This window comes from Pelagibacterium sp. (assembly GCF_035555455.1).
Classification (GTDB): Bacteria; Pseudomonadota; Alphaproteobacteria; order Rhizobiales; family Devosiaceae; genus Pelagibacterium.
This window is the reverse complement of the sequence record NZ_DATMGM010000066.1, coordinates 24,450-49,153: the sequence shown is the minus strand read 5'-3', so window position 1 is coordinate 49,153 and position 24,704 is coordinate 24,450. Positions and strand designations below refer to the sequence as shown.

The 24,704-nt window shown below is 62.1% G+C and carries 22 protein-coding genes; 8 read left to right on the top strand and 14 right to left on the bottom strand.

Features of this window, described 5'->3' with window-relative positions; all coding sequences use genetic code 11:
• Positions 1-72 precede the first annotated feature (72 nt).
• The 3 genes from VNS12_RS12975 (at position 73) to VNS12_RS12965 (ending at position 4,797) form a co-directional block, all read left to right on the top strand.
• The gene (locus VNS12_RS12975) at positions 73-1,518 is read left to right on the top strand and encodes a TrkH family potassium uptake protein (RefSeq protein WP_325488265.1); all 1,446 of its coding nucleotides are present in this window, start codon (positions 73-75) and stop codon (positions 1,516-1,518) included.
• Positions 1,519-1,657: 139 nt separating this feature from the next.
• Entirely contained in the window at positions 1,658-2,851 is a 1,194-nt protein-coding gene (locus VNS12_RS12970) for an efflux RND transporter periplasmic adaptor subunit (RefSeq protein WP_325488264.1), read from the top strand.
• Entirely contained in the window at positions 2,848-4,797 is a 1,950-nt protein-coding gene (locus VNS12_RS12965) for a MacB family efflux pump subunit (protein WP_325488263.1), read from the top strand. Before VNS12_RS12970 ends, VNS12_RS12965 begins: the two co-directional genes overlap by 4 nt.
• Positions 4,798-5,106: 309 nt before the next feature.
• On the opposite strand, the gene VNS12_RS12960 is transcribed toward VNS12_RS12965, so the two are convergent.
• The 3 genes from VNS12_RS12960 to VNS12_RS12950 all read right to left on the bottom strand — a co-directional run bounded on the left by VNS12_RS12960 (position 5,107) and on the right by VNS12_RS12950 (position 8,305).
• Positions 5,107-6,093, bottom strand: coding sequence for an Hsp33 family molecular chaperone (locus VNS12_RS12960; protein ID WP_325488262.1), 987 nt, complete (start codon positions 6,091-6,093; stop codon positions 5,107-5,109).
• Positions 6,094-6,154: 61 nt separating this feature from the next.
• Positions 6,155-7,075 (bottom strand): ornithine carbamoyltransferase, encoded by a 921-nt coding sequence (argF, locus tag VNS12_RS12955; protein WP_325488261.1) that lies wholly within the window; start codon positions 7,073-7,075, stop codon positions 6,155-6,157.
• Between the two features lie 42 nt (positions 7,076-7,117).
• Positions 7,118-8,305, bottom strand: coding sequence for an aspartate aminotransferase family protein (locus VNS12_RS12950; RefSeq protein ID WP_325488260.1), 1,188 nt, complete (start codon positions 8,303-8,305; stop codon positions 7,118-7,120).
• A gap of 457 nt (positions 8,306-8,762) precedes the next feature.
• Between VNS12_RS12950 and VNS12_RS12945 the strand changes: the two genes are divergently transcribed.
• Complete coding sequence (locus VNS12_RS12945) at positions 8,763-9,317, top strand: GcrA family cell cycle regulator (protein WP_325488528.1); 555 nt, start codon at positions 8,763-8,765, stop codon at positions 9,315-9,317.
• A 97-nt stretch (positions 9,318-9,414) separates the two neighbouring features.
• On the opposite strand, the gene VNS12_RS12940 is transcribed toward VNS12_RS12945, so the two are convergent.
• Positions 9,415-9,852 carry a PACE efflux transporter gene (locus tag VNS12_RS12940; RefSeq protein ID WP_325488259.1) on the bottom strand — a complete coding sequence of 146 codons (438 nt, stop codon included), beginning with the start codon at positions 9,850-9,852 and terminating at the stop codon, positions 9,415-9,417.
• A 164-nt stretch (positions 9,853-10,016) separates the two neighbouring features.
• On the opposite strand from VNS12_RS12940, the gene VNS12_RS12935 reads away from it, so the two are divergent.
• Both VNS12_RS12935 and VNS12_RS12930 read left to right on the top strand, forming a co-directional pair.
• Complete coding sequence (locus VNS12_RS12935; RefSeq protein ID WP_325488258.1) at positions 10,017-10,454, top strand: fluoride efflux transporter FluC; 438 nt, start codon at positions 10,017-10,019, stop codon at positions 10,452-10,454.
• A complete protein-coding gene (locus VNS12_RS12930) occupies positions 10,451-10,867 on the top strand; it encodes a fluoride efflux transporter FluC (protein ID WP_325488257.1) in 417 nt (138 codons plus the stop codon). Before VNS12_RS12935 ends, VNS12_RS12930 begins: the two co-directional genes overlap by 4 nt.
• A 3-nt stretch (positions 10,868-10,870) precedes the next feature.
• Here the strand turns inward: VNS12_RS12930 and VNS12_RS12925 are convergent, their stop codons facing one another.
• From VNS12_RS12925 to VNS12_RS12890, 8 genes are all read right to left on the bottom strand, one after another.
• A complete protein-coding gene (locus VNS12_RS12925) occupies positions 10,871-12,598 on the bottom strand; it encodes an ABC transporter ATP-binding protein (protein WP_325488256.1) in 1,728 nt (575 codons plus the stop codon).
• Positions 12,599-12,779: 181 nt separating this feature from the next.
• Positions 12,780-13,478 (bottom strand): phosphate regulon transcriptional regulator PhoB, encoded by a 699-nt coding sequence (gene phoB / locus VNS12_RS12920; RefSeq protein ID WP_325488255.1) that lies wholly within the window; start codon positions 13,476-13,478, stop codon positions 12,780-12,782.
• A gap of 3 nt (positions 13,479-13,481) precedes the next feature.
• The gene (gene phoU, locus VNS12_RS12915; protein WP_325488254.1) at positions 13,482-14,186 is read right to left on the bottom strand and encodes a phosphate signaling complex protein PhoU; all 705 of its coding nucleotides are present in this window, start codon (positions 14,184-14,186) and stop codon (positions 13,482-13,484) included.
• Positions 14,187-14,244: 58 nt separating this feature from the next.
• Positions 14,245-15,072, bottom strand: coding sequence for a phosphate ABC transporter ATP-binding protein PstB (gene pstB / locus VNS12_RS12910; RefSeq protein ID WP_325488253.1), 828 nt, complete (start codon positions 15,070-15,072; stop codon positions 14,245-14,247).
• 35 nt (positions 15,073-15,107) lie between these two features.
• Positions 15,108-16,475, bottom strand: coding sequence for a phosphate ABC transporter permease PstA (gene pstA, locus VNS12_RS12905; protein WP_325488252.1), 1,368 nt, complete (start codon positions 16,473-16,475; stop codon positions 15,108-15,110).
• Positions 16,475-17,836 carry a phosphate ABC transporter permease subunit PstC gene (gene pstC, locus VNS12_RS12900; RefSeq protein WP_414693124.1) on the bottom strand — a complete coding sequence of 454 codons (1,362 nt, stop codon included), beginning with the start codon at positions 17,834-17,836 and terminating at the stop codon, positions 16,475-16,477. Before pstC ends, pstA begins: the two co-directional genes overlap by 1 nt.
• 88 nt (positions 17,837-17,924) lie before the next feature.
• Positions 17,925-18,929 (bottom strand): substrate-binding domain-containing protein, encoded by a 1,005-nt coding sequence (locus VNS12_RS12895; RefSeq protein WP_325488250.1) that lies wholly within the window; start codon positions 18,927-18,929, stop codon positions 17,925-17,927.
• Between the two features lie 230 nt (positions 18,930-19,159).
• On the bottom strand, positions 19,160-20,410 hold the full coding sequence (locus tag VNS12_RS12890) for a sensor histidine kinase (protein WP_325488249.1): 1,251 nt from the start codon (positions 20,408-20,410) through the stop codon (positions 19,160-19,162).
• 182 nt (positions 20,411-20,592) lie between these two features.
• Between VNS12_RS12890 and VNS12_RS12885 the strand changes: the two genes are divergently transcribed.
• Positions 20,593-21,510, top strand: a complete 918-nt coding sequence (locus VNS12_RS12885) for a sugar kinase (RefSeq protein WP_325488248.1) — start codon at positions 20,593-20,595, stop codon at positions 21,508-21,510.
• Here the strand turns inward: VNS12_RS12885 and VNS12_RS12880 are convergent.
• Both VNS12_RS12880 and VNS12_RS12875 read right to left on the bottom strand, forming a co-directional pair.
• Positions 21,455-22,759, bottom strand: coding sequence for a DUF3422 domain-containing protein (locus tag VNS12_RS12880; RefSeq protein ID WP_325488247.1), 1,305 nt, complete (start codon positions 22,757-22,759; stop codon positions 21,455-21,457). The genes VNS12_RS12885 and VNS12_RS12880 overlap by 56 nt on opposite strands.
• Positions 22,760-22,852: 93 nt before the next feature.
• Positions 22,853-23,395 (bottom strand): DUF924 family protein, encoded by a 543-nt coding sequence (locus VNS12_RS12875; protein ID WP_325488246.1) that lies wholly within the window; start codon positions 23,393-23,395, stop codon positions 22,853-22,855.
• Positions 23,396-23,505: 110 nt separating this feature from the next.
• Here VNS12_RS12875 and VNS12_RS12870 point away from each other — a divergent pair, with 110 nt between their 5' ends.
• The gene (locus VNS12_RS12870; protein ID WP_325488245.1) at positions 23,506-24,603 is read left to right on the top strand and encodes an ATP-dependent DNA helicase; all 1,098 of its coding nucleotides are present in this window, start codon (positions 23,506-23,508) and stop codon (positions 24,601-24,603) included.
• Positions 24,604-24,704 lie beyond the last annotated feature (101 nt).

Genomic DNA, 24,704 nt, shown 5'->3' with positions numbered 1-24,704 from the left:
GCAACCGCGAACGTTTCTTCGTCATCCGCATTGCTGTAGGGTCGATGGACGTGTTGGGGTGACGGCAGGCAGATGGATTTCCGCACGATCGCTTCCGCCATTGGCGCGCTGACGGCGGCGCTGGGATTGGCCATGCTGCTGCCCGCGCTGGCCGACCTCGCCGTCGGCCACCCCGACTGGCAGGTGTTTCTCGTCTCCTCCCTGATCACCACAATCGCCGGGGCCGGATTGTGGGGCGCTTCGACCGGGGGCGAGGCGGTCCTCAACCTGCGCCAGGCGTTTCTCATGACGGTGCTGATCTGGCTGGTGCTGACCCTGTTCGGCGCCCTGCCCTTCTATATATCCGATCTTGGACTGAGCGTTTCCGATGCGGTTTTCGAAGCCATGTCCGGGATCAGCACCACCGGGGCGACTGTGATCACTACGCTCGATTCCGCCCCACCCGGGATATTGCTGTGGCGCGGCCTGCTGCAATGGTTTGGCGGGCTGGGGGTGGTGGTGATGGCGATTGCCGTTCTGCCCATGTTGCGAGTGGGCGGAATGCAGATGTTCAAGGCGGAAGCGTTTGAAACTCCGGACAAAATCCTGCCTGCCGCCGCCCAGATCGCCATGGCGATGACCACCATCTACGGCATTCTCACATTAGCCTGTGCCACAGCGTATTGGGTGGCCGGGATGAACCCGTTCGAGGCCATGGTGCACGCGCTCTCGACCGTATCGACCGGCGGATTTTCGACCCGCGATGCCTCGCTGGGGGCTTTTGCGCAGCCGGCTATCCACTATGTGTCGGTGGTGTTCATGGTGCTCGGCGCGCTGCCGTTCGTGCTCTATATCGGGGTGATGCAAGGATCGGTGCGGCAGTTTTTCGGCGATTCACAGGTCCGCCTTTTTCTCGCACTGCTGGCCTTTGCCACGCTCATTGCCATAAGCGTGCAGGTGGCGGGCGGGATCGCCGGGGGTGAAACAGCCTTCCGGCAGGGGCTGTTTTCCGTGGTGTCGGTGATGACCGGCAGCGGGTTCGGGCTTGCGGATTTTTCGGCCTGGGGGCCGCTGGCGGTGTCGCTGTTTTTCGTCATCATGTTCATTGGCGGCTGCACCGGCTCGACTTCGTGCGGCATCAAGATCTTCCGGTTTCAGGTGCTGGCCCGCGACCTTTATCAGCATATCCGCCAGATCGTCTTGCCCTCCATGGTCTATATCAAGCGTTACAATGGCCGCCCCCTGCCCGACAGCGTTTCGACCTCAGTGCAAAGCTTCGTCTTTCTCTATTTCGCCAGCTTTCTCATTCTTGCGGTGCTGCTTTCTCTCACCGGGCTCGAACCGCTCGACGCGCTGGGCGCGGCGGCGACAGCGATTTCCAATGTCGGGCCCGCGCTGAGCCCCGAACTGGGCCCGAACGGCAATTTTGCCAGTGTGCCGGAGACGACGAAATGGCTGCTGGCGGCCGGAATGCTGGTGGGGAGGCTGGAAGTGCTGATGATCGTCGTGCTGTTCACGCCGCGCTTCTGGAAGGCCTGAGGGGCTGGTTCGGTGACAAAACCGGGCATCATTACGAAATTCTAACGTTACCTTGCGGCCCGTCCACACTATGGTCGCGATGAATTTGCATCGCCCGCGCACCGGGCGCGTTTTACCCGTTCAACAACCGGATGCCCCCTTGAAACTCGTTATTCGCCTCATCGTCGTGGTTGCCGTGGTCGGCCTGGGTTATCTGGCCTGGCAGTATTTTTCCGCGCCCGCCCCCGCCGCCGAACCGCGCACGACCCCAGTTCGCCGCGCCTCTGTGGAACAGACCGTTCTGGCCACCGGCATTCTCGAAGCCAGCTCGCTGGTCAATGTGGGCGCCGAGGTTTCCGGGCGCATCAACGCGCTGCATGTGGAGCTGGGCGAAACCATCAAACGCGGCGACCTGATTGCCGAGATCGATTCCCTTGAGCAGGAAAACACCGTGCTGGCCGCAGAGGCGGCGCTGGCCAGCGCCGAGGCGCAAAAGCGCATTCAGGAAGCCAATGCGCGGCAGGCCGAACAGACCCTCAACCGCTCGCGCCAATTGCGGGACCAGAACCTGATTTCGGCTTCGGAACTCGAAGCTGCCGAAATCTCCGCCGAAGTGGCGCAGGCGCAGGTGGAGCAGTTCGAAGCGCAGATCCTGCAAGCGCGGATCAGCGTGCAATCGGCAAACCTCAATCTCGACCGCACCCGCATCACCGCGCCATCGGACGGAACGGTGGTCGCGGTGATGGTCGAGGAAGGCCAGACGGTCAACGCCAATTCGGACGCGCCGACCCTGATCAAAATCGCCAATCTCGATACCATGATCGTCAAGGCCGAGATTTCCGAAGCGGACGTGCCGCGGGTGTCGCCGGGGCAACGGGTGTATTTCACCATCCTTGGCGAGCCCGACGTCGAGATCGGGGCCACGCTGCTCGATGTCGAGCCCGCCCCGGAATCGATTTCTTCGGGCACCGCAGCCAGTTCTTCAGCCGTCTATTACAACGGGCGCTTCACCGTGCCCAATCCCGAGCACAAGCTGCGCATTTCGATGACAGCGGAAGTGACCATCGTGCTCGAAGAGGCAGAGGACGTGCTGGTGGTTCCCTCTTCGGCGCTGGCCAGCCGAGGGCCACAGGGCCACGTGGTTCGTATCTACGATCCGCAATCGGGCGCCATCGAGCAGCGTCCGGTGAGCGTGGGGCTCAACAACAACGTGCTCGCCGAAATCACTGACGGGTTGACCGAGGGCGAGTTGATCGTCGATGGCAGCGGGGGAACGTTCCTGTCCGGCGGCCCGGGCGGCGGCGGAGGCGGCGGTCCGCGCGCGATGATGGGCGGGCCGGGGCTCTTCAGATGACCGATCCGATCATCTCGATCCGCAGGCTGCGGCGGGAATACAGCGCGGGCGATGAAACCCTCGCGGTGCTCAAGGATGTCGATCTCGATATCCACGCTGGCGAGATGGTGGCGATCATCGGCCAGTCGGGCTCGGGCAAATCCACGCTGATGAACGTTCTGGGCTGTCTCGACGATGGCTGGACGGGCAGCTTCACCTTCAACGGTCGCGACGTGCGCAAGCTGTCGCCGGACGGGCTGGCGGAATTGCGCCGCGAGCATTTCGGCTTCATCTTCCAGCGCTACCAATTGCTGACCGAACTCGATGCTGTCGAGAACGTCGAAATCCCTGCGGTATATGCCGGTGCGGCGCGCAAGCCCCGACGCGAGCGGGCGGCGGAATTGCTGACGCGGCTGGGGCTGGAAGAGCGGCTATCGCATCGCCCATCAGAACTTTCCGGGGGGCAGCAGCAGCGGGTTTCCGTGGCGCGCGCGCTGATGAATGGCGGCGAGGTCATTCTGGCCGATGAGCCGACCGGCGCGCTGGATTCGCGCTCGGGCAAGGAATTGATGGCGCTGCTGCGCGAGTTGCATGGCGAAGGCCATACGATCATCATCGTCACCCATGATCCCGCCATCGCCGCGCAATGTCAGCGGGTGGTGGAAATCAGCGACGGGGTGATCATTTCCGATACCGGGAAGCCCACACCGAAGGCAGCTGCCGACGCACAAGAGCCAGCGTTGCGCCGCACACCGGTGTGGTGGGGCGGCATCGACCGGTTCCGCGAGGCGCTGTTCATGGCGCTGCGGGCGATGGGCGCGCACCGGCTGCGCACCTTTCTCACCATGCTCGGCATCATCATCGGCATCGCGTCGGTGGTGTCGGTGGTGGCGTTGGGCCAGGGCAGCCAGGAACAGGTGCTCGAAAACATTTCCGCCATCGGCACCAGCACCATCAACATCTATCCCGGCACGAGCGCCGCAGACCGGCGGGCGGGCAATATCCAGACGCTGGTTCCCGCCGACGCGGCAGCCTTGGCGGCGGAAGATTTTGCCGACAGTGTTTCGCCGCAGGTGTCGACCAACCAACCGGCGCGCTATCGCAATGTCAGCGCCAATGCCTCGGTCAACGGCGTCGGCCCGGACTTTTTCCGTGTCGGAGGGCGCACTTTCATCTCGGGCGTATCCTTCAGCCAGGAGGGCATCGAGGAGCGCAGTCAGGAAGCGGTGATCGATGAAACGGCGGCGCAGACCCTGTTCGGCACGGCGTCCGCAGCGCTGGGCGAAGTGATCATTCTGGGCAATGTCCCCGTGCGGGTGATCGGGGTCGTCGAAGACCAGAGCATGGGTTTTGGGTTCGGTAACTCCCTCAATGTCTGGGTGCCGTATTCAACCGCCATGGCGCGCCTGCTCGGCCAGCGTCACCTCGGCTCGATCGCCGTCCGCATCGCCGATGGCGCCGACCTTGCCGAAGCCGAACAGCACATCACCTCGCTGCTGGGCACACGGCATGGCAGCATCGACTTCACCCTGCAAAACACCGACACCATCCGCGAAACGATCCAGAGCACGAGCCGGACGCTGACCCTGCTGATCTCGATGATCGCGGTGATCTCGCTGGTGGTCGGGGGCATCGGCGTGATGAACATCATGCTGGTTTCGGTCTCGGAGCGGACCAAGGAAATCGGCGTTCGCATGGCGGTGGGGGCAAGGCGCTCCGACATCATGCGGCAGTTCCTCATCGAAGCGGTGCTCGTGTGCCTCGTGGGCGGATTGGCCGGAGTGGCGCTATCGTTCGCCTTCGGTCAGGGGCTGACCCTGATCATGCCCGATGCGCGACTGGCGTATTCGATGCCCACAATCGTGGCGGCCTTCCTGTCCTCATCGATGATCGGGATTGTCTTCGGCTTCATGCCAGCGCGTTCAGCGGCCCGACTCGATCCTGTCGAGGCGCTGGCAAGGGAGTGATCCTGGTCGATGGGGCGGATGAGGAGGGGAAGCCGAACACTCCCCGTCCGCGCCTTTAATCCCAGGCGAAGACCCGGGAACCGGTAATCGGCAGGGCTGGTGGTCTTTCCTCACCGCTGCCGTGTACTGGATCCCGGATCAAGTCCGGGATGACCCGTTGGGGTTGGCTTCGACCTGTTGGGGTCGCTTCACCTCAGAGCCCCCCCTCACCCCCGGCGCAGGGGGAGAGGGGGGCTCGGGTGGGAGCGCTTGCGCCAACATTCTCTCCCCTTGAGGAATAGGATGCGGAAGGCTGTAAGGCGCCCCGTCTTAGAACTGATTGGGGTTGAAGTGGTAGTGGGTCGAGCAGAATTCGCAGACGACTTCGATCTGGCCATCGACCACCATTTCGGCGCGTTCGTCGGGGCCGAAATCGTAGATCATCTGTTCGACCCGCTCGGGCGTGCAGGTGCAGCGCTCGACCAGGTGCTGGGGCTCGAACATGCGTACGCCGGTCTCGTGGTAGAGCCGAAACAGGATGCGCTCCGATGACAGGTCGGGATCGACCAGTTCGGCGTCGCTGAGGCTGTCGAGCAGAATTTTCGCCTCGGTCCAGCCATTGTCCTCGGCGAAATCGCTGTCGGCGCTCTCGTCATTGTCGAAATCACCATCGCCCGGCAGATCGGGCATCCGCGACTGGCCGTGTTCCGGCAGATGCTGAACCAGCACACCGCCCGCGCGCCACACCGGCCGTGCGCCGCCCCGTTCGGAATGCTCGGCAACCGCCAACCGCACCCGTGTGGGAATCTGTTCGGATTGGAAGAAATAGGTGTGCGCGACGTCTTCGAGGCTTTCACCATCGAGCGAGACGATCCCCTGATAACGCTCGGTGTGGACGCCCTGATCGACGGTCAGCGCGAGGATGCCCTTGCCCAGAAGGTCTTCGGGGCGGGTGCGCCCGGCCTTTACCGCCTCGTCCAGGGCCTTTTCATCAAAGCGGGCATAGGCCCGCAGCCCGTCCGGCGTGTCGAAATCGACCACCAGAAGGCTGACCGGCCCGTCAGTCCGCGTCTGCAGGATGAAGCGCCCTTCAAATTTGAGCGACGACCCGATCAGAGCGGCAAGCGTCGTCGCCTCGCCCAGAAGACGTGCGACCGGTTCGGGGTAATTGTGACGGGAAATAATGACATCAAGCGCCGAGCCAAGGCGCACCACGCGCCCGCGGCTGTCGAGATTTTCCAGCGTGAAGGGAACGGCAACATCGTCCCCGCTCTCGGCTCTGTCGAGCCCGAACTGTTCGAGGGAGCTTACGCTCATCCCATGTCCTAACTTTTTCTGGTGCCTTGCAGTCCAGCACGGCAGCGAGCCTGGGAAGCGCCTAGAGAGTATCGATCCCGAAGGCCCAGCAGAGTATCGCTTTCTGGATGTGCAGGCGGTTTTCAGCTTCGTCGAAAACGACCGATTGCGGCCCGTCGATCACCTCATCGGTGACCTCATCGCCGCGATGCGCCGGCAGGCAATGCATGAACACTGCATCCGCTGCGGCGCCGGCCATCAATCTGGTGTTGACCTGATAGGGTTTCAAGATGCGGCGACGCTCGCCCTCATCGGTATCGCCCATCGACACCCAGGTGTCGGTCAGGATCAGGTCGGCATCCGCTGCCGCCTTGTGCGGATCGGTGCCAAGGCTTACCGGTTCGCCCACTTCCGCGATGTCGGACAGCAGCCCCTGATCGGGCCAGTATTGCTTGGGGCACGCGATGGCCAGGGTGTTGCCAAACAGCGCCGTGGCATGAACCCACGATGCCAGCACATTGTTGGAATCCCCGATCCAGGCGACCTTCTTGCCCGCCAGCGACCCGCGATGTTCCTCGAACGTCATGATGTCGGCCATCACCTGACAGGGGTGCGAGCGCCGGGTCAGCCCATTGATCACCGGCACGGAAGACGCCCCCGCCAGATCGAGCAGATCATCATGGCTGAGGATGCGGATCATGATGGCATCGACAAAACGGCTCATCACCCGCGCGGTGTCTTCAATGGTCTCCTCACGGGCCAGCTGCATTTCCTGGCCGGTGAGCATCAGGGTTTCACCACCAAGCTGGCGCATGCCGACGTCAAAGGAAACCCGGGTCCGGGTCGACTGGCGCTCGAAGATCATGGCGAGGACCTTGTCCTCAAGCAACCTTGGGCGTTCCCCGGCTTTCAGGCGCTTTTTGAGCTCATGGGCAAGATCGAGAATGCCCCGCAACTGGTCGGTGGAAAAATCCTTGAGATCGAGAAAATGTCTCGCGGTCATGTCGGAATGTCCTGAAAAGGGAAAAAGGGCCCGCAGCCTTGATTATTGCGCGGCGCTGGAAGCTTCGGCATCCAGTTCGGCGAATGCGGCGGCAAGGATGCCGGTCGCCTCCCGGATATCGGCCTCGGTGGCGATGAGCGGCGGCAGCAGGCGCAACACATTGTCGCCCGCCGCAACGGTCAGCAGCTTGTGATCGCGGAGGCGCTCGACGAAGGCCCGCACCGGCGGGGTGATCTTGATCCCGGCCAGCAATCCCTTGCCACGCACATCGGTGATGTAACCGGGGTATTTCTGCATGAGCTGCTGGAGTTCATAGGCCAGCAGCTTGCCCATCTGTTCGACATGCTCGATGAAGCCCGGTGCCAGGATGCGGTCCAGCACTGCATTGCCCACGGCGCAAGCCAGCGGGTTTCCGCCATAGGTCGAGCCATGGGTGCCGGGCACCATGACCCTGGCGACCTCGGCTGTGGCGAGGCACGCGCCCAGCGGAAAACCGCCTCCGATGGCCTTGGCCACGGCCAGGATATCGGGGGCAACGCCGGACCACTCATAGGCGAAGAACTTGCCTGTCCGCCCATAGCCGCACTGCACTTCGTCGTAGATCAACAGCAGGCCGTATTTGTCGCACAGCTCGCGCAGGCCCTTGAGATAGGCATCGGAAAAGGCGGTGACACCGCCCTCGCCCTGCACCGGCTCGATCAGAATGGCGGCGGTGTTGCCGTCGATGACGGCTTCGACGGCGGCCAGATCGCCCGGATGCACGTGCTTGTAGCCCGGCATCGGCCCGAACCCTTCGGTGTAGGCCGCATTACCCGCCGCGCCGAGGGTGGCGATGGTGCGGCCGTGGAACGAGCCGGTAAACCCGATGATATCGATGCGCTGCTTTTCACCCTTGTCCCAGAAATAGCGCCGCGCCGTCTTGATGGCGCATTCGAGCGCTTCGGCACCGGAATTGGTGAAGAACACCGCATCGGCAAAGGTTGCATCGACCAGCCGCTGGGCCAGCTTTTCCTGTTCGGGGATCGTGAAGAGATTGGAGACGTGCCAGACCTTATCGGCCTGGGCCTTGAGGGTGTCGGTCACGTGCTGATCGCCATAGCCGAGGGCATTGACGGCGATGCCAGAGGCGAAATCGAGATAGGCGGTGCCGTCCTCTGTGAACAATCGCATGCCTTCGCCCCGCACGAAGGCGAGTTCGGACCGGGCATACGTGCCAAAGAGAGCAGACATTTCGATTTCAGCCTTATTGTTGCTATCGGGAATGGGACTTTCGCCCCTCGAAAACGAAAAGCGCGCCTGGACTGTCCGGGCACGCGCTTACCAGGTTCTGCTTATGCTGGCGGTGGCCATAAAAGTCAATTGAACCGGCGTAAAATCGGCCTGCCGCACCCTTGACTCATAGGCGCCACAATGATGGGCGAGCAAGAGTGCCCACAGGCTGTGCGTTCGGTGCAACAGGCGCCATCAATTGCGGCACAAGCGGACGAACAGACGGGATAAACCGGGGAAAGTCCGGCCCCGGCCCTTGCAACCGATTTTGCAGCCCGTGTAGTATGGCGGTATTGGGAACACGACATCTCGTGTGGCGGACCCCATCATCATACGACAGTTAGTATGTCAGCGGTCAACATTGCTTGTCCGCGAGCATATTGACTCTGATTTTTTGAATACGGCCTGGAGCATAATGATGACCTGGACGGATGAGCGCGTTGCCCTCCTGAAGAAACTGTGGATGGAAGGGCTCAGCGCAAGTCAGATCGCTGCGGAACTCAGCGGCGGGGTGACCCGAAACGCCGTCATCGGCAAGGTTCACAGACTGAAATTGTCGGCGCGGGCCAAGCCGGCCAGCGTCGCATCGCGCGCCAAGACGCCGCGGCCCGCGGCCCCGCGTCGCCCTACCAGTTCGCCCGGCGTACGCGGCACCGCCTCGACGGCTGCCAGCGCAGTCAGCCAGCGACGCAGCAATCCGGCGCCGGTGATCGGCGCGACGGCGCTCAAGATCGATCCCGAGATCCAGCCTCAGATGGCGGCGGAGATCGCCGAACAGCCGGCGGAATTGTTCATCCCGGTCGCCGAGCGCATTTCGCTGCTGCAGTTGACCGAAAAGACCTGCAAATGGCCAATCGGCGATCCGGTCAGCAGCGAGTTCCACTTCTGTGGCCGCGATGCGGAAGAGAACAAGCCCTATTGCGAGTTCCACTCAAAGCGCGCCTACCACCAGCTGGAGCGCAGACGGCGCTAGAGCATCGGACTTGATACGAAAAAAGCCCCCGCTACGACCGGGGGCTTTTTTGTTGGCGTATCGGAGGCTCGCAAGGATCAGGCGATGCGGCCTCTGCTCACTGCTGCGGTTGCGGCTTGCGCCATTCCGGCAGCGGGAAAATCCGATCGTAAGCCAGATTGAAGACATAGGCATAGACCAGGTAGAACAGCGCGAAGGCTGCATCCATGATCAGCGCTTCGAGCAGGGAAATCTGCAGATACCAAGCGATGAACGGCAGCAGGACGATCAGCAGGCCCGCTTCAAACAGCACTGCATGGAATATCCGCATGCGAAGCGATTTGAGCGTCGTGCCCGTTACCCGCTTGTGGAAATGGTCAAAGCCCAGATTGTAGAAATAATTCCAGAAGGTCGCGAGGGTTGCCCCGACGAGGCCAACGACGCCGATGTCGCCCAGCGGCTTGGAAAAGGCCAGTGCGCCAAGCGGTATGACCAGCAGCAGGCCGATGATCTCAAAGCAGAGCGCGTGACGGACGCGATCCCAGAAAGTACGCATGTTCGGATCTCCCGATTTTTCGCGCCGTTGGAAAGCATCGCTTTTCCGATTGCGCGCAAGCACTCGGGCCGTCCCGAACTGAAAACCCGTCATTGGGGGAGGTCGTCCTCTCAGACGGCTTTATGTAGGTCCTGTTCGCACCTAGTCAAGATGGGGTCCGCCCCATGCCTCTCGACAGCGCAATGGAATCGGCTTCAACTCGCGCCATGATGTCGGGCGTTGTTGCTATCGTGACTGTCGGGGCGGGTGGGGCCGTGGGCGCGGTGCTGCGCCATGAAGTGGCGCGCCGCGTGACAGTGCGGCTCGGGCACGGCACGTTCGGAATCTTCGCGGTCAATTTCACGGGAAGTTTCCTCATCGGCATGATGGCCGGATGGCTGTTGCCGACGGGCGGGGCGACAAGTTCGCCCGGGGTGCCGTGGCTGCTGCTCGTCACCGGAGTTCTTGGCAGCTATACGACGGTTTCGAGCTTTTCCTTGCAGACGCTGACCTTGTTGCGCGAAGGCAAGGCCGGCGCGGCAATCCTCAATATCGCTGCCTCGATGGTCTTGTGCATCAGCGCCACGGCGGCGGGTTTTGCCTTGATGATGGGACTGGCATGAGCCGGATCGGGCTGATCGGAGCGATCGCCCTTGGCGGCATGGCCGGGGCGCTGGCGCGTTATGGACTGTCGTTTCCGACCAGCGCCTGGCTGCCCCATTGGCCGTTTGCCGGTACACTGGCGGCCAATATCTCGGGATCGCTGCTGGTCGGGGCCATTGCGGCATGGGCGATCCGGCGCAATCCGTCGGTGACGCTTGAGGGATTTCTCGTCACCGGGTTTTGCGGCGGCTTCACCACGTTTTCCCTGTTTTCCCTCGAAATGATGACGCTTTTGGCCCAGGGACACTGGCGCATGGCCGGGGCGTATGGGATCGGCTCGATCCTGGGCTGGATGGGCGCGGTCTGGCTGGGCTGGACGCTTGGAATGGCGCTGTTTCCGGCGCGGGAAACGCCCCATTCCGATCGCACCTGACTATCACTCCGCCGCCCATGCGCCGAACTGGGCGTTGTGCAGCCTCGCATAGGCATTGCCCTTTTCGAGCAGCGCGTCATGGCTGCCCTGTTCGGCAATGCGTCCATCCTCGATGACGACGATACGGTCAGCATTGCGAATGGTCGCCAGGCGGTGGGCGATAACCAATGTCGTCCGCCCTTCCGACAAGGTCGCCAGCGCCTGCTGGATCTGCATTTCGGTTTCTGTATCGAGAGCAGAGGTTGCCTCATCGAGAATGAGAATGGGCGGGTTCTTGAGGAAGATGCGGGCAATCGCCAGGCGCTGCTTCTGCCCGCCCGACAGCTTGACCCCGCGCTCTCCGACCATGGTGTCGAGACCTTCCGGGAGTTGGGCGAGCACGCTATCGAACTGCGCCTTGCGCGCCGCGTCCATGATCTCCTCATCGGTCGCGCCCAGCCGGCCATACGCGATGTTGTCGCGGATGGAGGTGCCGAACATGAACACATCCTGCTGCACAATGCCGATCTGGCTGCGCAGGGAATCCTGGGTCATGGCGCGGATATCGATGCCGTCGATGGTGATTGCACCGCTGTCGATTTCGTAAAAGCGCGGCAGCAGCGAGCAGATGGTGGTCTTGCCCGCGCCCGAGGGCCCGACCAGCGCCACCGTCTCCCCGGCCCGGATATCGAGGGAAATATCGCGCAGGATTGGGCGGTCCGCGGCATAGGAAAACTGCACCTGGTCAAAAACGATATCGCCCTTGAGCCCGGACACCTTGCGCGCGTCGGAGCTGTCGACGATGTCGGGTTCGGTGTCGATGAGTTCGGTGAACCGCTTGAAGCCAGCGATGCCCTTGGGATAGCTCTCGATAACCGAGATGATCTTGTCGATCGGGCGGAACAGCACGTTGATCAGCAGCAGAAAGCCGACAAACGCGCCATAGGTGATCTCACCCCGGATCACCAGCGCGGTGCCGGCAAGCATGACCAGCAACTGCACGAAACTTTTTGAAAGATACGAAATCGAAATCGAGGCCGTCATAATCCGGTAGGCGGCCAGCTTGGTGGTGCGATAGTTCTGATTGTCGCCCTCGAACATCCGCCGCTCGTGGGTTTCATTGGCAAAGGCGCGCACGGCCCGCACCCCACCGATGGATTCTTCAATCCGCGCGTTGAAGTCCCCTACCCGGCTATAGAGCTTCTTCCACGTTGCCGTCATGGCGCTGCCGTACTTGAAGACGAGGAACGCCGAGACCGGGACGACGAACAGGGTCAGCGCGGCAAGCTTGAGATTCATCAGCGCCATGATGATGAAAGCGCCAATGAAGGTCATGATGGCGATGAAGACGTCCTCGGGCCCGTGGTGGGCGATCTCGCCAACCTCCTCCAGGTCCTTGGTGACGTGGGTGATCAGATGGCCGGTCTTCTTGTTGTCGAAATAGCGGAACGAGAGCTTGTGCAGGTGATCGAAAGCCTGCCGCCGCATATCGGTCTCGATGCCGACACCCAGCGCATGGCCCCAATAGTTCACGATGGAGAGCAACACCGCGTTGAGCAGATAAGCCGCCAGCAAGGCGCCTGCAGCGGCCAGAATCCAGAACCAGTTCTCACTGGGCAGCAGATAATCCACATAGAGCTGGACAACGACAGGGAAGCCCAGTTCGAGCAGACCGACAATGACCGCGCAGCCGAAATCGAGGAAAAACAGCCCCTTATAGGGCGCATAATAGGAAAAAAATCTGCGCAACATGCTCTAAACGCTTTCGATGACGTCCGGGACCTAACGCGCATAAACTATATCCGTCAAGTCAAGTTTATCCGGTCCGCCGCAGCCTGATGTGCGGGCGGAGGATTCCGGCGAGCATCGGCTTATCGCATTTTGGCGCTTTCGTCACTGTGGGCGCGCAGGAGCGGCGCGCAATCGGGCAAGCTCAATCGACAATGAACTTTTCGTTGAAGGCATAGCCCGCGCCGCGCACGGTACGGATCGGGTCCTTGGCGCGCCCCTTGTTAATGGCTTTGCGCAGGCGTCCCACATGGACGTCAACGGTGCGTTCATCGACATACACATCTGTTCCCCACACGCCATCGAGCAATTGCTCACGCGAATAAACGCGTCCGGGATTGCCCATGAGATATTCCAGCAAGCGGTATTCGGTGGGCCCGAGATGGATTTCCTTGCCGGAGCGGCTCACCCGATGGGTGGTGCGATCGATCTCGATATCACCAGCCTTGAGCACCGCTGCGATCAGCTTGGGGTTGGATCGGCGCAACAGGGCATTGATGCGCGCCATCAACTCGGGCAGCGAGAAGGGCTTGACCACGTAGTCATCGGCACCGGTCGCCAGACCGCGGATTTTTTCCTCTTCCTCGCCGCGCGCGGTGAGCATGATGATGGGGATGCTGGCCGTGTCCGGGCGGGCGCGGATGCGGCGGCAAATCTCGATGCCCGACGTGCCGGGCAACATCCAGTCGAGCAGGATGATATCGGGCACCCCCTCGGCGATCCGCAACATCGCCTCTTCGGCATCCTCTGCCGTTGCGACCGCGAAATCGTTCGCCTCAAGATTATAGCGCAGGAGTTCGATCAGATCGGCTTCGTCTTCGACGACAAGAACTTTGGGATTCATGGCTTAGCTCTTGATCTGCTCGCGCTTCAAATCCTCGCTATCGGCAGTCAGCGGCCTGCCGGTAGCGAGGAAATAGGCCTGTTCGGCGATATTGGTGGAATGGTCGCCGACCCGTTCGAGGTTCTTGCCGCAGAACAACAGGTGCGTGCACATGGTGATGTTGCGCGGATCTTCCATCATGTAAGTAAGAAGCTCGCGGAACAGCGAGACGTAAAGCGCATCGACTTCGGTGTCGCGCTCAACGACCTCTACCGCCATATCCTTGTCACGCGTGGCAAAGGAATCCAGCGCCAGCTTGACCTGACGCAGGGCCAGTTCGCCCATATGGCGCAGACCGTTCTTGAACTGGCTCGACATGGCCAGCCCTTCGATCTGGGTTGAGCGGCGGGCCGTGGATTTGGCCATGTCGCCTATTCTCTCAAGATCGTTGGCGACGTGGATCGAGGCGATGACCAGGCGCAAATCCTGCGCCATGGGCTGGCGGCGGGCGATGATCGATACCGCCATCTCGTCGATCTGGCTCTGCATCGCATCGACCTTCTTGTCGGCGGCGACGGTGGCGAGTGCCAGTTCGGTGTCCGAGCGGATCAGCGCGTCGGTGGCATTGACGATGGCCTTTTCCACCAGCCCGCCCATTTCAGAGATGGCGCGCGCCAGCTCAGTGAGTTCATCGGTGTAGGATGTGACGATGTGATCATTGCTGGGCATGTTTTTCGTGTCCTTGCCTCAAACCGGCTGCCACTGTTCGCGCCGCACCTTGCGGGTTTTAGCCGATACGGCCGGTGATATAATCCTGGGTGCGCTTTTCGCGCGGGTTGGTGAAAATTTCTTCGGTCGGCCCTTCCTCGATCAGTCTGCCCAGGTGGAAGAACGCGGTCTTTTGCGAGACGCGGGCCGCCTGCTGCATCGAGTGGGTGACAATCACGATGGTGTAATTGGCGCGCAATTCATCGATCAATTCCTCGATGATGGCGGTGGCGATCGGGTCGAGCGCCGAGCATGGCTCGTCCATCAGGATCACTTCGGGGCCAACGGCAATGGCACGGGCGATGCACAGGCGCTGTTGCTGGCCGCCGGAAAGCCCGGTCCCGGGCTGGTTGAGCCGGTCTTTGACCTCCTCGTACAGCCCGGCCTTTTGCAGCGAGGTGACGACGATTTCCTCAAGGTCGGTCTTGTTGCGGGCCAGCCCGTGGATGCGCGGACCGTAGGCGACATTTTCAAAGATCGATTTGGGAAACGGGTTGGGCTTCTGGAACACCATGCCGATGCGCGCGCGCAATTCCACAACGTCCAGCGCCGGATCGTAGAGGCTTTCCCCGTCCAGCAGGATCGACCCGGTGACCCGGCAACCTTCGATGGTGTCGTTCATGCGATTGATGCAGCGCAGGAAGGTGGACTTGCCGCAGCCCGAGGGTCCGATCAGAGCGGACACCGACTTTTCGGGAATGTCGATCGAGACATCGAACAGGGCCTGCTTTTCTCCGTAGAACACGGAGACGTCCTCGGCACGCAGGCGGACCGGACGGGCATCGGGATCGGGGGTGCGCACGGTCTGGTGCACGGGAGTGGCTGTTTCCAGTACGGTCGCGGACATGTCGGAAGCGCTCCTTCCGGTGAGCATGGATGTGGTCATTTGTTGCGTTCCAAACGGGTGCGCAGGAATACGGCCACTGCGTTGAGGGCGATCATCAGGGCCAGCAGCACCATGATCGCAGCCGAGGTCCGCGCTTCAAAGAAATTGCGGTTTTCATTGCCCTGCCAGAGGAAAATCTGCGCGGGCAGCGCGGTCGCCTGATCGATTGGGCTCGATGGAATTTGCGCGACGAACGCGTTCATGCCGATCAGCAGCAAAGGAGCCGTTTCGCCCAGCGCCTGCGCGACACCGATGATGGTCGCCGTCAGGATCGATGGCAGCGTCATGGGCAGGACGTGGTGGAACACCATCTGGGTGCGTGACGCCCCCAGCCCCAGCGCCGCCTGCCGCAGCGATTGCGGCACGCCCTTGAGCGCGGCGCGGGTCGCGATGATGATGGTCGGCAGCGTCATCAGCGTGAGCACCAGGCCACCGACCAGCGGCGCCGACAGTGGCAGGCGGAAATAGTTGATGAACAGGGCAGCACCGAGCAGGCCGAACACTATGGATGGCACGGCGGCGAGGTTGTTGATATTGACCTCAATCAGGTCGGTGAGACGCGAGCGGGGGGCGAACTCTTCGAGATAGATGGCGCTGCCGACCCCGATAGGCACCGCCAGCACGATGACCACCAGCATCATATAAAGCGAACCCATGAACGCTCCGGCCAGCCCGGCTGAAGCGGGCGCAGCGCGGCTGTCGACATTGGTGAGGATCGACCAGGAAAAGCCCATATGGATGACGCCATCGGCATAGAGCTGATCGGAGAGCTGGCGGGCCGGAGCGGTCAATTGCTGGCGCGCGTCGGGCAACGAGCGGTCGATCGACCCCTTGAGCCAGTTGTCGACATTGGCCGAGGCAAGAAGATCGAGAGTGACGGTGCGGCCCAGAAGCGTGGGATCGGCCACCAGCAATTCGCGCACACGGTGGCGCTCGCTGGTCTCAACAACAGACAGCAGAGCGCGGGTGTCGATTTCCAACCCGTCGGGCACAAGCTCGCGCATGGAGTGCTCGATGATGGCGTTCCAGTTGAGCATCGCCAATTGCCGCTGCCACGCCAGCGAGGCGGCCCGGAAATCGGCATCCGACTGGCCGGCCTGACGCACCGGTTCCGGCCCGACATCGATGATCTCGGGATCGAAGGTGACGGCGACGGTGATGTAGGGCTGCTGGAAGGCCGGCAGACCCTTGCCCAGAATGGTCGCGAACAGCGATGCGACGACGCCCAAGGCCATGATGACGGCAAGCAGGCCGGCAAAGCGGAAGGCACGCTCGGTGCGATGACGGCGGGCCAAACCCGCGCGCACCACGGCGCGCCGAGCGCTGGCTTGGTCTTGTGACGGATTGGAGGGCGACGATGACATCAGTCGTACTGCTCCCGGAAGCGGCGGACAATATAGAGGGCGACGACGTTCAGGCACAGAGTGACGGCGAACAGGGTCAGACCGAGCGCGAAAGCCACAAGAGACTGGGGACCGGTGAAATCGGTATCGCCGGTCAATTGATTGACGATGGAGACCGTCACCGTCGATGTCGGCTCGAACGGATTGGCGCGCAGCACCGGGCTGTTGCCCGCAGCCAGCACCACGATCATGGTCTCGCCGATGGCCCGCGACACCGCGAGCAGGAACGCGCCGACGATGCCCGGCAGGGCGGCCGGCAGCAGCACCCGGCGGATAGTTTCCGATTGGGTCGCGCCCAGCCCATACGAACCGTCCCGCAGCGCCGCGGGCACCTGGTTGAGGATATCGTCAGAGAGCGACGAAATGAACGGGATGATCATGATGCCCATGACCAGACCCGCCGTCAGGGCGCTGGTGCTGCGTATGTCGATGCCGACAGCCGCACCCATCTCGCTCAGGAACGGCCCGACCGTGGTGAGGGCGAAAAAGCCGTAAACGATGGTGGGGATACCCGCGAGGATTTCGACCACCGGCTTGACCACGGAGCGCAGGCGGGGCGGAGCGTATTGATTGAGATAGATCGCCGTCATCAACCCAACAGGCAAGGCGACGAACATGGCGATGGCCGCGATCATCAATGTGCCCCAGAGAAGGGGCAGCAGACCATAACTGCCGCTGCCTCCACCGGTCGAGGAAAACACCGGGTTCCAGACCGTGCCGAGAAAGAAATCGAGGGGGTGAACGAAGGTGAAAAACCGAATGGCTTCGGTGACCAGCGAGGCGACGATGCCCACCGTGGTCAGGATGGCAATGCCGGAACAGGCGACCAGCAGCGCGGTGATCGCGCTTTCAACCGCATTGCGGGCGCGTAATCGGGGCGTGATCCGGCGGCGGGCATAGAGCAGCGCGGCGATGCTGCAGGCAGCCCCCGCACCAATCACCAAAAGGGTGACGATCACCTGAAACCGCGACAGGGCATCTCCGGCAGATGCCTCGTAATCGCTGACCTCCCCGACCACGCCATAGCCCGATGCGAGGGCCCTCACCCGCGCGGCAGCGTTGGCGAGTTCAGTCCCACCAGCAGCGACGATATCGGGCGGCAGCAAGGAGCGGATATAGGCGTTGGTGACGGTATCGCCGAACAGCGCCCACAGGCCGAGAACGAGAACGACCGGGGCCAGTGCCCAAAGCGCGGTGAGAATGCCGTGATAATGGAAACGGGAATGAAATCGGTTTGGACCGGTTCCAGCAAGAGCGCGGCTGCGCGACCAACCGACCTGATAGGCCAGAGCCACAAGCGCCAATAACAGGGTTGCAACCATCAAGGCGTTCAAGCGGATGGTCCTTGTTCAGTGGGTCGGTAGAACATGGGCCGCGCCGTTGAGGCGCGACCCGAGATGCAGTTTGGGATTACTGACCGGCGAACGCGGCGCGGACGGCTTCGGTCACATCGGCGGGCTGCGGGATCAGACCGGCAGCTTCAAGCGTCCCGCCCGAGCCGATCATGGCATCGGAGAGGAAGAACTCGACATATTCAGCCAGACCCGGAATGGTATCGAGGTGCTCGCCCTTGACGTAGAAAAACAGCGGGCGCGACACGGGGTATTCACCGGCGGCAATGGTTTCGAGATTGGGCTCGATGCCATTGACGGTTGCAACCTTGAGGGTGTCGCGGTTCTGGTCGTAGAACGACAGACCGAAGACGCCGACCGTGTCCGGGTTGGCCTGGAGACGACCGAGGGTTTCGGTGTAATCACCGGCGATCTCGATGACGACGTCCTGACGCAGCGTGGTGCAGGCATCGTCGGCAGCGCCTTCGGGCAGGCCCACAGCTTCACAACCGGCTTCGACGACGTTCTGGTCGAACACTTCGCGGGTGCCGTGATTGGTGCCCGGGATGGCGAGCGAAATCGGCTGGTCCGGCAAGGACGCATCGATCTGCGACCAGTTGGTATAGGGGTTATCGACCAGCGCACCATCAACCGGAACCTGAGCGGCAACGGCCTGATAGATGTGTGCCGGGGTAAGAGCGAAATCTTCCTTGTCAGCCGACAGCGCGAACACGATGCCATCATAGCCGAACTGGATTTCGCGGATGTCGTTGACGCCATTGGCGTTGCAGGCTTCACGCTCGCCATCCTTGATGGCGCGCGAGGCGTTGGCAATGTCAATGGTGTTGGCGCCGACGCCCTGGCAGAACTGGCTGAAGCCACCGCCGGTGCCGCCCGAGCCGACCACCGGCGTCTTGAATTCAGGGAACACCGCGCCGAATTCCTCGGCAACGATCGAGGAGAAAGGCAGCACAGTGGAGGAGCCGGCGATCTGGATGGTGTCGCGGGTCTGGGCCTGGGCAGCGGTCGTGCCGAGGGCGGCGACAACCACAAGCGCGGCGCTGGCGTAAAGTGCGGATTTCATGACTCTGATCTTCCTTCGTGTCAGAAGCGTCCGGGCGTTGAGCCCCTGTCTGGTGGAGCCGTCTTGTGCGGCCCCATCGCTAACAGGCGCAAACCTAGAACCCACGACTGAAGGTTCTATGTCGCTTCGATGACAGTTCGATGACGGATCATATCACTGATATTGAAGGGTTATTTTCGACAGGACTTGGGGAAAATGCTCTCTGACACGGCAATGTGACAGACTCGGCATCAGCGCGGGAGCAGGATTTCGACCCGTGTTCCCTCTCCCGGTTTCGAGCGGATGGCCAACTGGCCATGGTGGCGCGAGACGATGTGCTTGACGATGGCCAGTCCCAGCCCGGTGCCTTTCTTGCGGCGGCTCGATTCCGCATCGACCCGGTAAAAGCGCTCGGTGAGGCGCGGGACGTGCTCCTCCTCGATCCCGGCCCCAAAATCGGTGACCGAAATGGCATGGAGCGGCCCAGTCCGGCCTTCGCGCTGCTCCAGAGCGATTTCGATCCGCCCGCCCCCACCGCCGTATTTGATGGCATTGTCGGCGAGGTTTTCGACCACCTCGAACAGCTCCTGCCGGTCGCCGATGACGATTGATGGTTCGGTGGGCAGTTGCAGATCCAGTGTAAGACCATTGCCTTCGAGCTTGGCTTCAAGGCTTTCAGCAACTTCGCGCAGCAGCAGGTTAAGGTTGACCTCGGTGGTGGGTTTGACGTGCTGGCGCAATTCAAGCCGCGACAGGGACAAAAGATCATCGATCAGCCCCGACATGCGTTCCGATTGGGCGCGCATGATGCCAAGAAACCGCGTTCGCGCGACCTCGTCTTTTGCAGCCGGGCCTTGCAGCGTTTCAATGAATCCGATCAGCGAGGTCAGCGGCGTGCGCAGTTCATGACTGGCATTGGCGATGAAATCGGTGCGCATGCGGTCGGTGCGCTTCTGCTCGGTGAAATCATAAAGAGATATGACGATTTGCAGACGATCGTGTTCGCGCATCCGATAGGGCACCACCGAGGCGCGGTACCAAACGTCATTGGGAACCGCGATATGCAGCGTGCTGTTTTGCGGCAGCTCGGTTGCGATCGCCGTGTCGATGGCGTTGATCAGATCGGGATCGCGCAGGGTGAAGGCGAGCGGATCACCCAGACGGGCCCGCGGGAAATTCCGCGCCGCAGCGGGATTGAGGTATTCGAGAACCGAGCGTTCGTTGATGACAAGGCACGGCTCGGTGAGGATATCGGCGAATCGCCGGGCTTCCGCACCCAGGCCGGGGACGATCTCGATTTCGTATACTGCCGGGCGGCGAGTCGATCCAAAACGCAGGGTAATGAGGGTCGCGATGGCGATCATCCCGATTGTGATCGCCGCATCGGCGACCGCCAGCCGCCCGAAACCCAGCAGCGCCAGAACGATCAGTGCGGCTGCGGCGCCAACCAGCAGGCCTGGGCCCGGAGAAAAGGTCCGGCCCGCTTCGGGTCGCGGGTTCACGCTGTTTCCTGTACTCACTGCAAATGGGTGGTCAATCATGACAATGGCAATATAGCGCATCCATGACAATGGCATGATGGGCGGGCATGACGGGAGACGCGGCTGCGCCCGAAAGACGAGGGGACTTTCTCGCCGCCCGCGGATGGGTTATGTCGCACCTCAACCGGACTATGAGGATTGGCATGGGCAAGAAGGCAGTCTCGATCGGCGAGGCAATGATCGAGATGAGCGGCGGCGAAGGCGGCGTCTATAAGCTGGGCTTTGCCGGCGACACGTTCAACACCGCCTACTATCTTAATGCGCTGCTGGGCGGCGAGTGGTCGGTGGGGTATGTCACCGCCGTGGGTGACGACATCTATTCGCGCCAGATGACGGAGTTCATCGCGGCAACCGGGATCGATACCAGCGCAATCCGCACCATCCCCGGCAAACGCGCCGGGCTGTACATGATCCATCAGGCCGATGGCGACCGGCACTTTTCCTATTGGCGCGACACCTCGGCGGCAAAGATGCTGGCCGACGATGCGGCGGTGCTCGAAGCGGCCCTGTCCGGCGCCGATCTGATCTATTTCTCCGGCATCACCCTCGCCATTCTTGCGCCGGAAGCGCGCCAGAGGCTGATTTCGGCCATCGGTGCGAAAAAGGCGGCGGGCGCGCTTGTGGCGTTCGATCCCAATATCCGCCCTGCCCTGTGGGCCGACAAGGAAAGCGTGGTCGAAGCGCTTACCCTTGCAGCTTCGGTTTCCAATGTGGTGCTGCCCACCCATGCCGATGAAGTCCCCTATTTCGGGGATGCCGACGATGCGGCGACCGCCGAGCGCTATCTGAGCGCCGGGTGCGACGAGGTTCTGGTCAAGAACGGTGCCGACGCGGCGCTGGTCGTGACCCGCGATCAGCGCTGGCGGGTGGCGGCGCGGCAGGTGGATAAGGTGGTCGACGCAACCGGCGCGGGCGACAGCTTCAATGCCGGCTACCTCGCGGCGCGGCTGGCGGGCGCAACGCCCGAAATTGCTGCGGCAGCCGGCCATAAAACCGCGTCGGTCGTCATCGGCCATTACGGCGCGCTGGTTTCGAGGGCCGTTCTTGCTGAGAGCGCATAAAGCCATTCCTGAGAGCGCGTAGCCCAAAGAATACCAGCAACAGGGCAACCGGGGACAAGATCGAGATCACCAGGGTCTTGTCCCACCCGTTCATTTCGAGGGGCCCGGCAAGGGTGTAACCCAGAATACCGATCAGGTAGTAGGTGATAGCAATGGTCGATAGCCCCTCGACCGCGTGCTGGAGCCGGAACTGGCTCTTGGCGGTCTCGGCGATGGTTTCCAGCACCGCCTTGTTCTGGATCTGCATGTCGAGGCTGATCCGGACATTGAGCAGTTCGACGGCGCGCTCCAGCTTTGCCAGCAGAACGGCAAGCCGTTTGTCCATGGCCTGACAGGTGGCCAGCGCCGGCTCGACCCGGTTGCCAATGAAGCTCGACAGCGATGATCCCGGCCCGATGGTCGCCTCGCGCAGCTTTTCCAGACGGCGCTGCAAAATCGCGCCATAGGCGTAAGAGGCGGCGAAACGATAGTTGAGCTGTTCGGAAATCTGACCCGAGCGCACGGAAATATCGTGCAGGCGCTTGAGCCGCTCCTGCACCGCTTCGGTGGTTTCCAGCCCGGTCAGATCGGCCATCACGTCGGTCAGTTCCATTTCGACGGCGCGCAGGGCTGGCGCGGTCTGGCGGGCCAGCGGCAGCGCCAGCAGCGCCATGGTGCGATACGTCTCGACTTCGAGAATCCGGCGCAAAGCGATGGCGCGGCGCAGCGGCGAAAGCTTGCCCGCAGCGAATTCGAAGCGGATGAACTTGTTGTCATCGGGGATGAAATCGGCGGCCACCTGGGCGTTGCCGTGTTCGACCGAAACCAGGCACAGGCTGGTCGGGCTGAACGAGGGAAACACCCGATCGGGCAGAACGGGATCGTCGATCATATCGACGCGCATGGCCCCGATCAGTTCCGCCTCTTCGAGCGCGTCGAGCCCGATATCGTCGGGCCAGCTTACGGTGTCCTCAAGCTTGGTGTGCCAGGTGATGGTGATGAATTCGGTATGGAATTCCCAGGTGGCGACCCGCGCTTTGGTGACGAACTGATATTGGCGGGTGGCCCTGTCCTTGATGTGATGGCCATTGGCCTCGGCAAAGCGACGGAATTGATCCATGGCCGCGCCCATGGCGCCGGAGCGGGTCGGCACCCCCAACACCAGCCGCCGCACGCGCATATTGGGCGCGACCAGTTCGACCGGCCTTGCGTGCAGCTCTGCCAGAACGGCATCGCGATAGGGGTGTTCGGGCAGAGGCGCAGCGCTCATTTTCGGGGCTCCGGGGCAGTAAAGCGCCCGTTTTATCGTCAGACCGGGCCGAGACCCATTCTCCATTGGTGCGGTGCGCGCTTTTGCCCCGCCTCAGTACGCCTTGCCGTCACGCTCCTGCATATAGGCGATTTCCTCCGGCGTTGACTGACGCCCCAGCGCCGCGTTGCGGAACGGGAACCGGCCGAAACGGGCAATGGTGTCACGGTGTTCGAGGGCATAGGACAGGTAATCATCGCTGCCCAGGCTTTCGAACAGCCGCACGGATTCTTCCTGGATAATTGCCGATTCCGCATGCTCATAGGGCATGTACACAAACAGCCGGTGGTGCAGATCGAGGTCCTTGTCGAGCCCCTGGGCAACAGCCTCCTGCGCCAGCGCGAGCGCCATGGTGTCAGCGGCAAAGGCCCGCGCATCGCCCCGGAACAGCTGGCGCGACACCTGATCGAGCAGCACGAGTTCGGCCACCCGCCCCTCTACTGTCTTCCGCCACGCCCACAGTTCGGAGCGCACGGCCTTTGCATGGACCGCGCTCAGGCGCTCCTTGCAGCGTTCATCGAACGCGGGATCGCCTGAATACCAATCGCTGGGTCCATGTTCTACGAACCAGAAGTCGAGTACGTCCTGGGGCTGCATCGCTGCCTCTTTCTGTTTGCGTTCACGAATGGCCTTTCGCCAGACGCCACGGACGGCAATACTGGCCGCCAAGTGATTCCCATTTTCCGTTGCCGGAGTTTGTCCCACAAATGGTCGCCTGGTCCAGCCAGCAGGAAGAGGCCCTCAAGGCCGTTGCCAGATGGCTCAAGGACCCGGACGGGCCGCAGGTGTTCCGGCTGTTCGGTTGGGCCGGAACTGGAAAATCGACGCTGGCCCGGCATCTGGCTCAGGATGTCGAAACCGTCAAATACGCCGCGTTTACCGGCAAGGCGGCGCTGGTGATGCGCAGGCGCGGCTGCAAGGGTGCCTCGACGATCCACTCGCTGATTTACACCCGCATTTCGGAAAAGGAGGGCGAGCCGCGCTTCGTCCTCGACCCGGAATCCGCGGCGGCCACCGCCGATCTGATCGTCATCGACGAAGTGTCGATGGTCGATGAGGTCCTGGGCACCGACCTGCTGAGCTTTGGCACCAAAGTGCTGGTGCTGGGCGATCCGTTCCAGTTGCCGCCGGTGCAGGGCGAGGGATTTTTCACCGCCAAGAATCCCGACATCATGCTGACGGAAATCCACCGGCAGGCCCGCGACAACCCCATTGTCGAATTGTCGCTGGCGATTCGCGAGGGGCGCGGGCTCAGCTATGGCACCTATGGCGAGAGTAAGGTCGTATCGCGCCGCGAGGTGGATCAGGCCGAAGTGCTGTCCGCCGACCAGATGCTGGTGGGGCGCAACAAGACACGGCTCGACTACAACAACCGCATCCGAGAATTGCGCGGCCTGCCCGCCGATATTCCGGTCAAGGGCGACCGGCTGGTGTGCCTGCGTAACAATCCGCAAAAGCGCCTGCTTAACGGGCAGATCTGGACCCTCAACACCATCCGCAAACGCGCGGGCGGCACGCTGGAAATGTTGATCGACCCCGAGGATGCCGACCGGACATCGGTGCAAACCAAGGTGCGCACCCATCAGAGCTTTTTCACCGGCGACGACGCCGAAATGAGCTGGCAGCTGCGCCGCCAATACGACGAATTTACCTATGGCTATTGCCTCACCGTGCACAAGGCGCAGGGCAGCCAATGGGACCATGTCTATCTGTTCGACGAGAGCTTCGTCTTTCGCGAGGAAGCGCAACGCTGGCTCTATACGGGGGTGACCCGGGCGGCGGAACGGATCACGGTGGTGCGATAGACGGCTTTTCAAAGCAGGCTCATGCGCCCGACAGCCGAAGGCTTCGGGGCTTGGGTCGGATGAACGGCATGGGGCGATGAGCGCTCCGCACATTTTTGTTT

What these genes read in the sequence shown, in the direction of transcription:
- VNS12_RS12930 (WP_325488257.1), top strand. Translation starts at nt 10,451, where the DNA reads ATGAGCCGGATCGGGCTGATCGGAGCGATCGCCCTTGGCGGCATGGCC.
- VNS12_RS12875 (WP_325488246.1), bottom strand. Translation starts at nt 23,395, where the DNA reads ATGCAGCCCCAGGACGTACTCGACTTCTGGTTCGTAGAACATGGACCC.
- VNS12_RS12880 (WP_325488247.1), bottom strand. Translation starts at nt 22,759, where the DNA reads ATGAGCGCTGCGCCTCTGCCCGAACACCCCTATCGCGATGCCGTTCTG.
- argF (WP_325488261.1), bottom strand. Translation starts at nt 7,075, where the DNA reads ATGACCGCGAGACATTTTCTCGATCTCAAGGATTTTTCCACCGACCAG.
- phoB (WP_325488255.1), bottom strand. Translation starts at nt 13,478, where the DNA reads ATGAATCCCAAAGTTCTTGTCGTCGAAGACGAAGCCGATCTGATCGAA.
- VNS12_RS12895 (WP_325488250.1), bottom strand. Translation starts at nt 18,929, where the DNA reads ATGAAATCCGCACTTTACGCCAGCGCCGCGCTTGTGGTTGTCGCCGCC.
- VNS12_RS12885 (WP_325488248.1), top strand. Translation starts at nt 20,593, where the DNA reads ATGGGCAAGAAGGCAGTCTCGATCGGCGAGGCAATGATCGAGATGAGC.
- VNS12_RS12870 (WP_325488245.1), top strand. Translation starts at nt 23,506, where the DNA reads ATGGTCGCCTGGTCCAGCCAGCAGGAAGAGGCCCTCAAGGCCGTTGCC.
- pstC (WP_414693124.1), bottom strand. Translation starts at nt 17,836, where the DNA reads ATGGTTGCAACCCTGTTATTGGCGCTTGTGGCTCTGGCCTATCAGGTC.
- VNS12_RS12975 (WP_325488265.1), top strand. Translation starts at nt 73, where the DNA reads ATGGATTTCCGCACGATCGCTTCCGCCATTGGCGCGCTGACGGCGGCG.
- VNS12_RS12935 (WP_325488258.1), top strand. Translation starts at nt 10,017, where the DNA reads ATGCCTCTCGACAGCGCAATGGAATCGGCTTCAACTCGCGCCATGATG.
- VNS12_RS12925 (WP_325488256.1), bottom strand. Translation starts at nt 12,598, where the DNA reads ATGTTGCGCAGATTTTTTTCCTATTATGCGCCCTATAAGGGGCTGTTT.
- VNS12_RS12960 (WP_325488262.1), bottom strand. Translation starts at nt 6,093, where the DNA reads ATGAGCGTAAGCTCCCTCGAACAGTTCGGGCTCGACAGAGCCGAGAGC.
- VNS12_RS12940 (WP_325488259.1), bottom strand. Translation starts at nt 9,852, where the DNA reads ATGCGTACTTTCTGGGATCGCGTCCGTCACGCGCTCTGCTTTGAGATC.
- VNS12_RS12945 (WP_325488528.1), top strand. Translation starts at nt 8,763, where the DNA reads ATGACCTGGACGGATGAGCGCGTTGCCCTCCTGAAGAAACTGTGGATG.
- VNS12_RS12950 (WP_325488260.1), bottom strand. Translation starts at nt 8,305, where the DNA reads ATGTCTGCTCTCTTTGGCACGTATGCCCGGTCCGAACTCGCCTTCGTG.
- phoU (WP_325488254.1), bottom strand. Translation starts at nt 14,186, where the DNA reads ATGCCCAGCAATGATCACATCGTCACATCCTACACCGATGAACTCACT.
- pstA (WP_325488252.1), bottom strand. Translation starts at nt 16,475, where the DNA reads ATGTCATCGTCGCCCTCCAATCCGTCACAAGACCAAGCCAGCGCTCGG.
- VNS12_RS12965 (WP_325488263.1), top strand. Translation starts at nt 2,848, where the DNA reads ATGACCGATCCGATCATCTCGATCCGCAGGCTGCGGCGGGAATACAGC.
- pstB (WP_325488253.1), bottom strand. Translation starts at nt 15,072, where the DNA reads ATGTCCGCGACCGTACTGGAAACAGCCACTCCCGTGCACCAGACCGTG.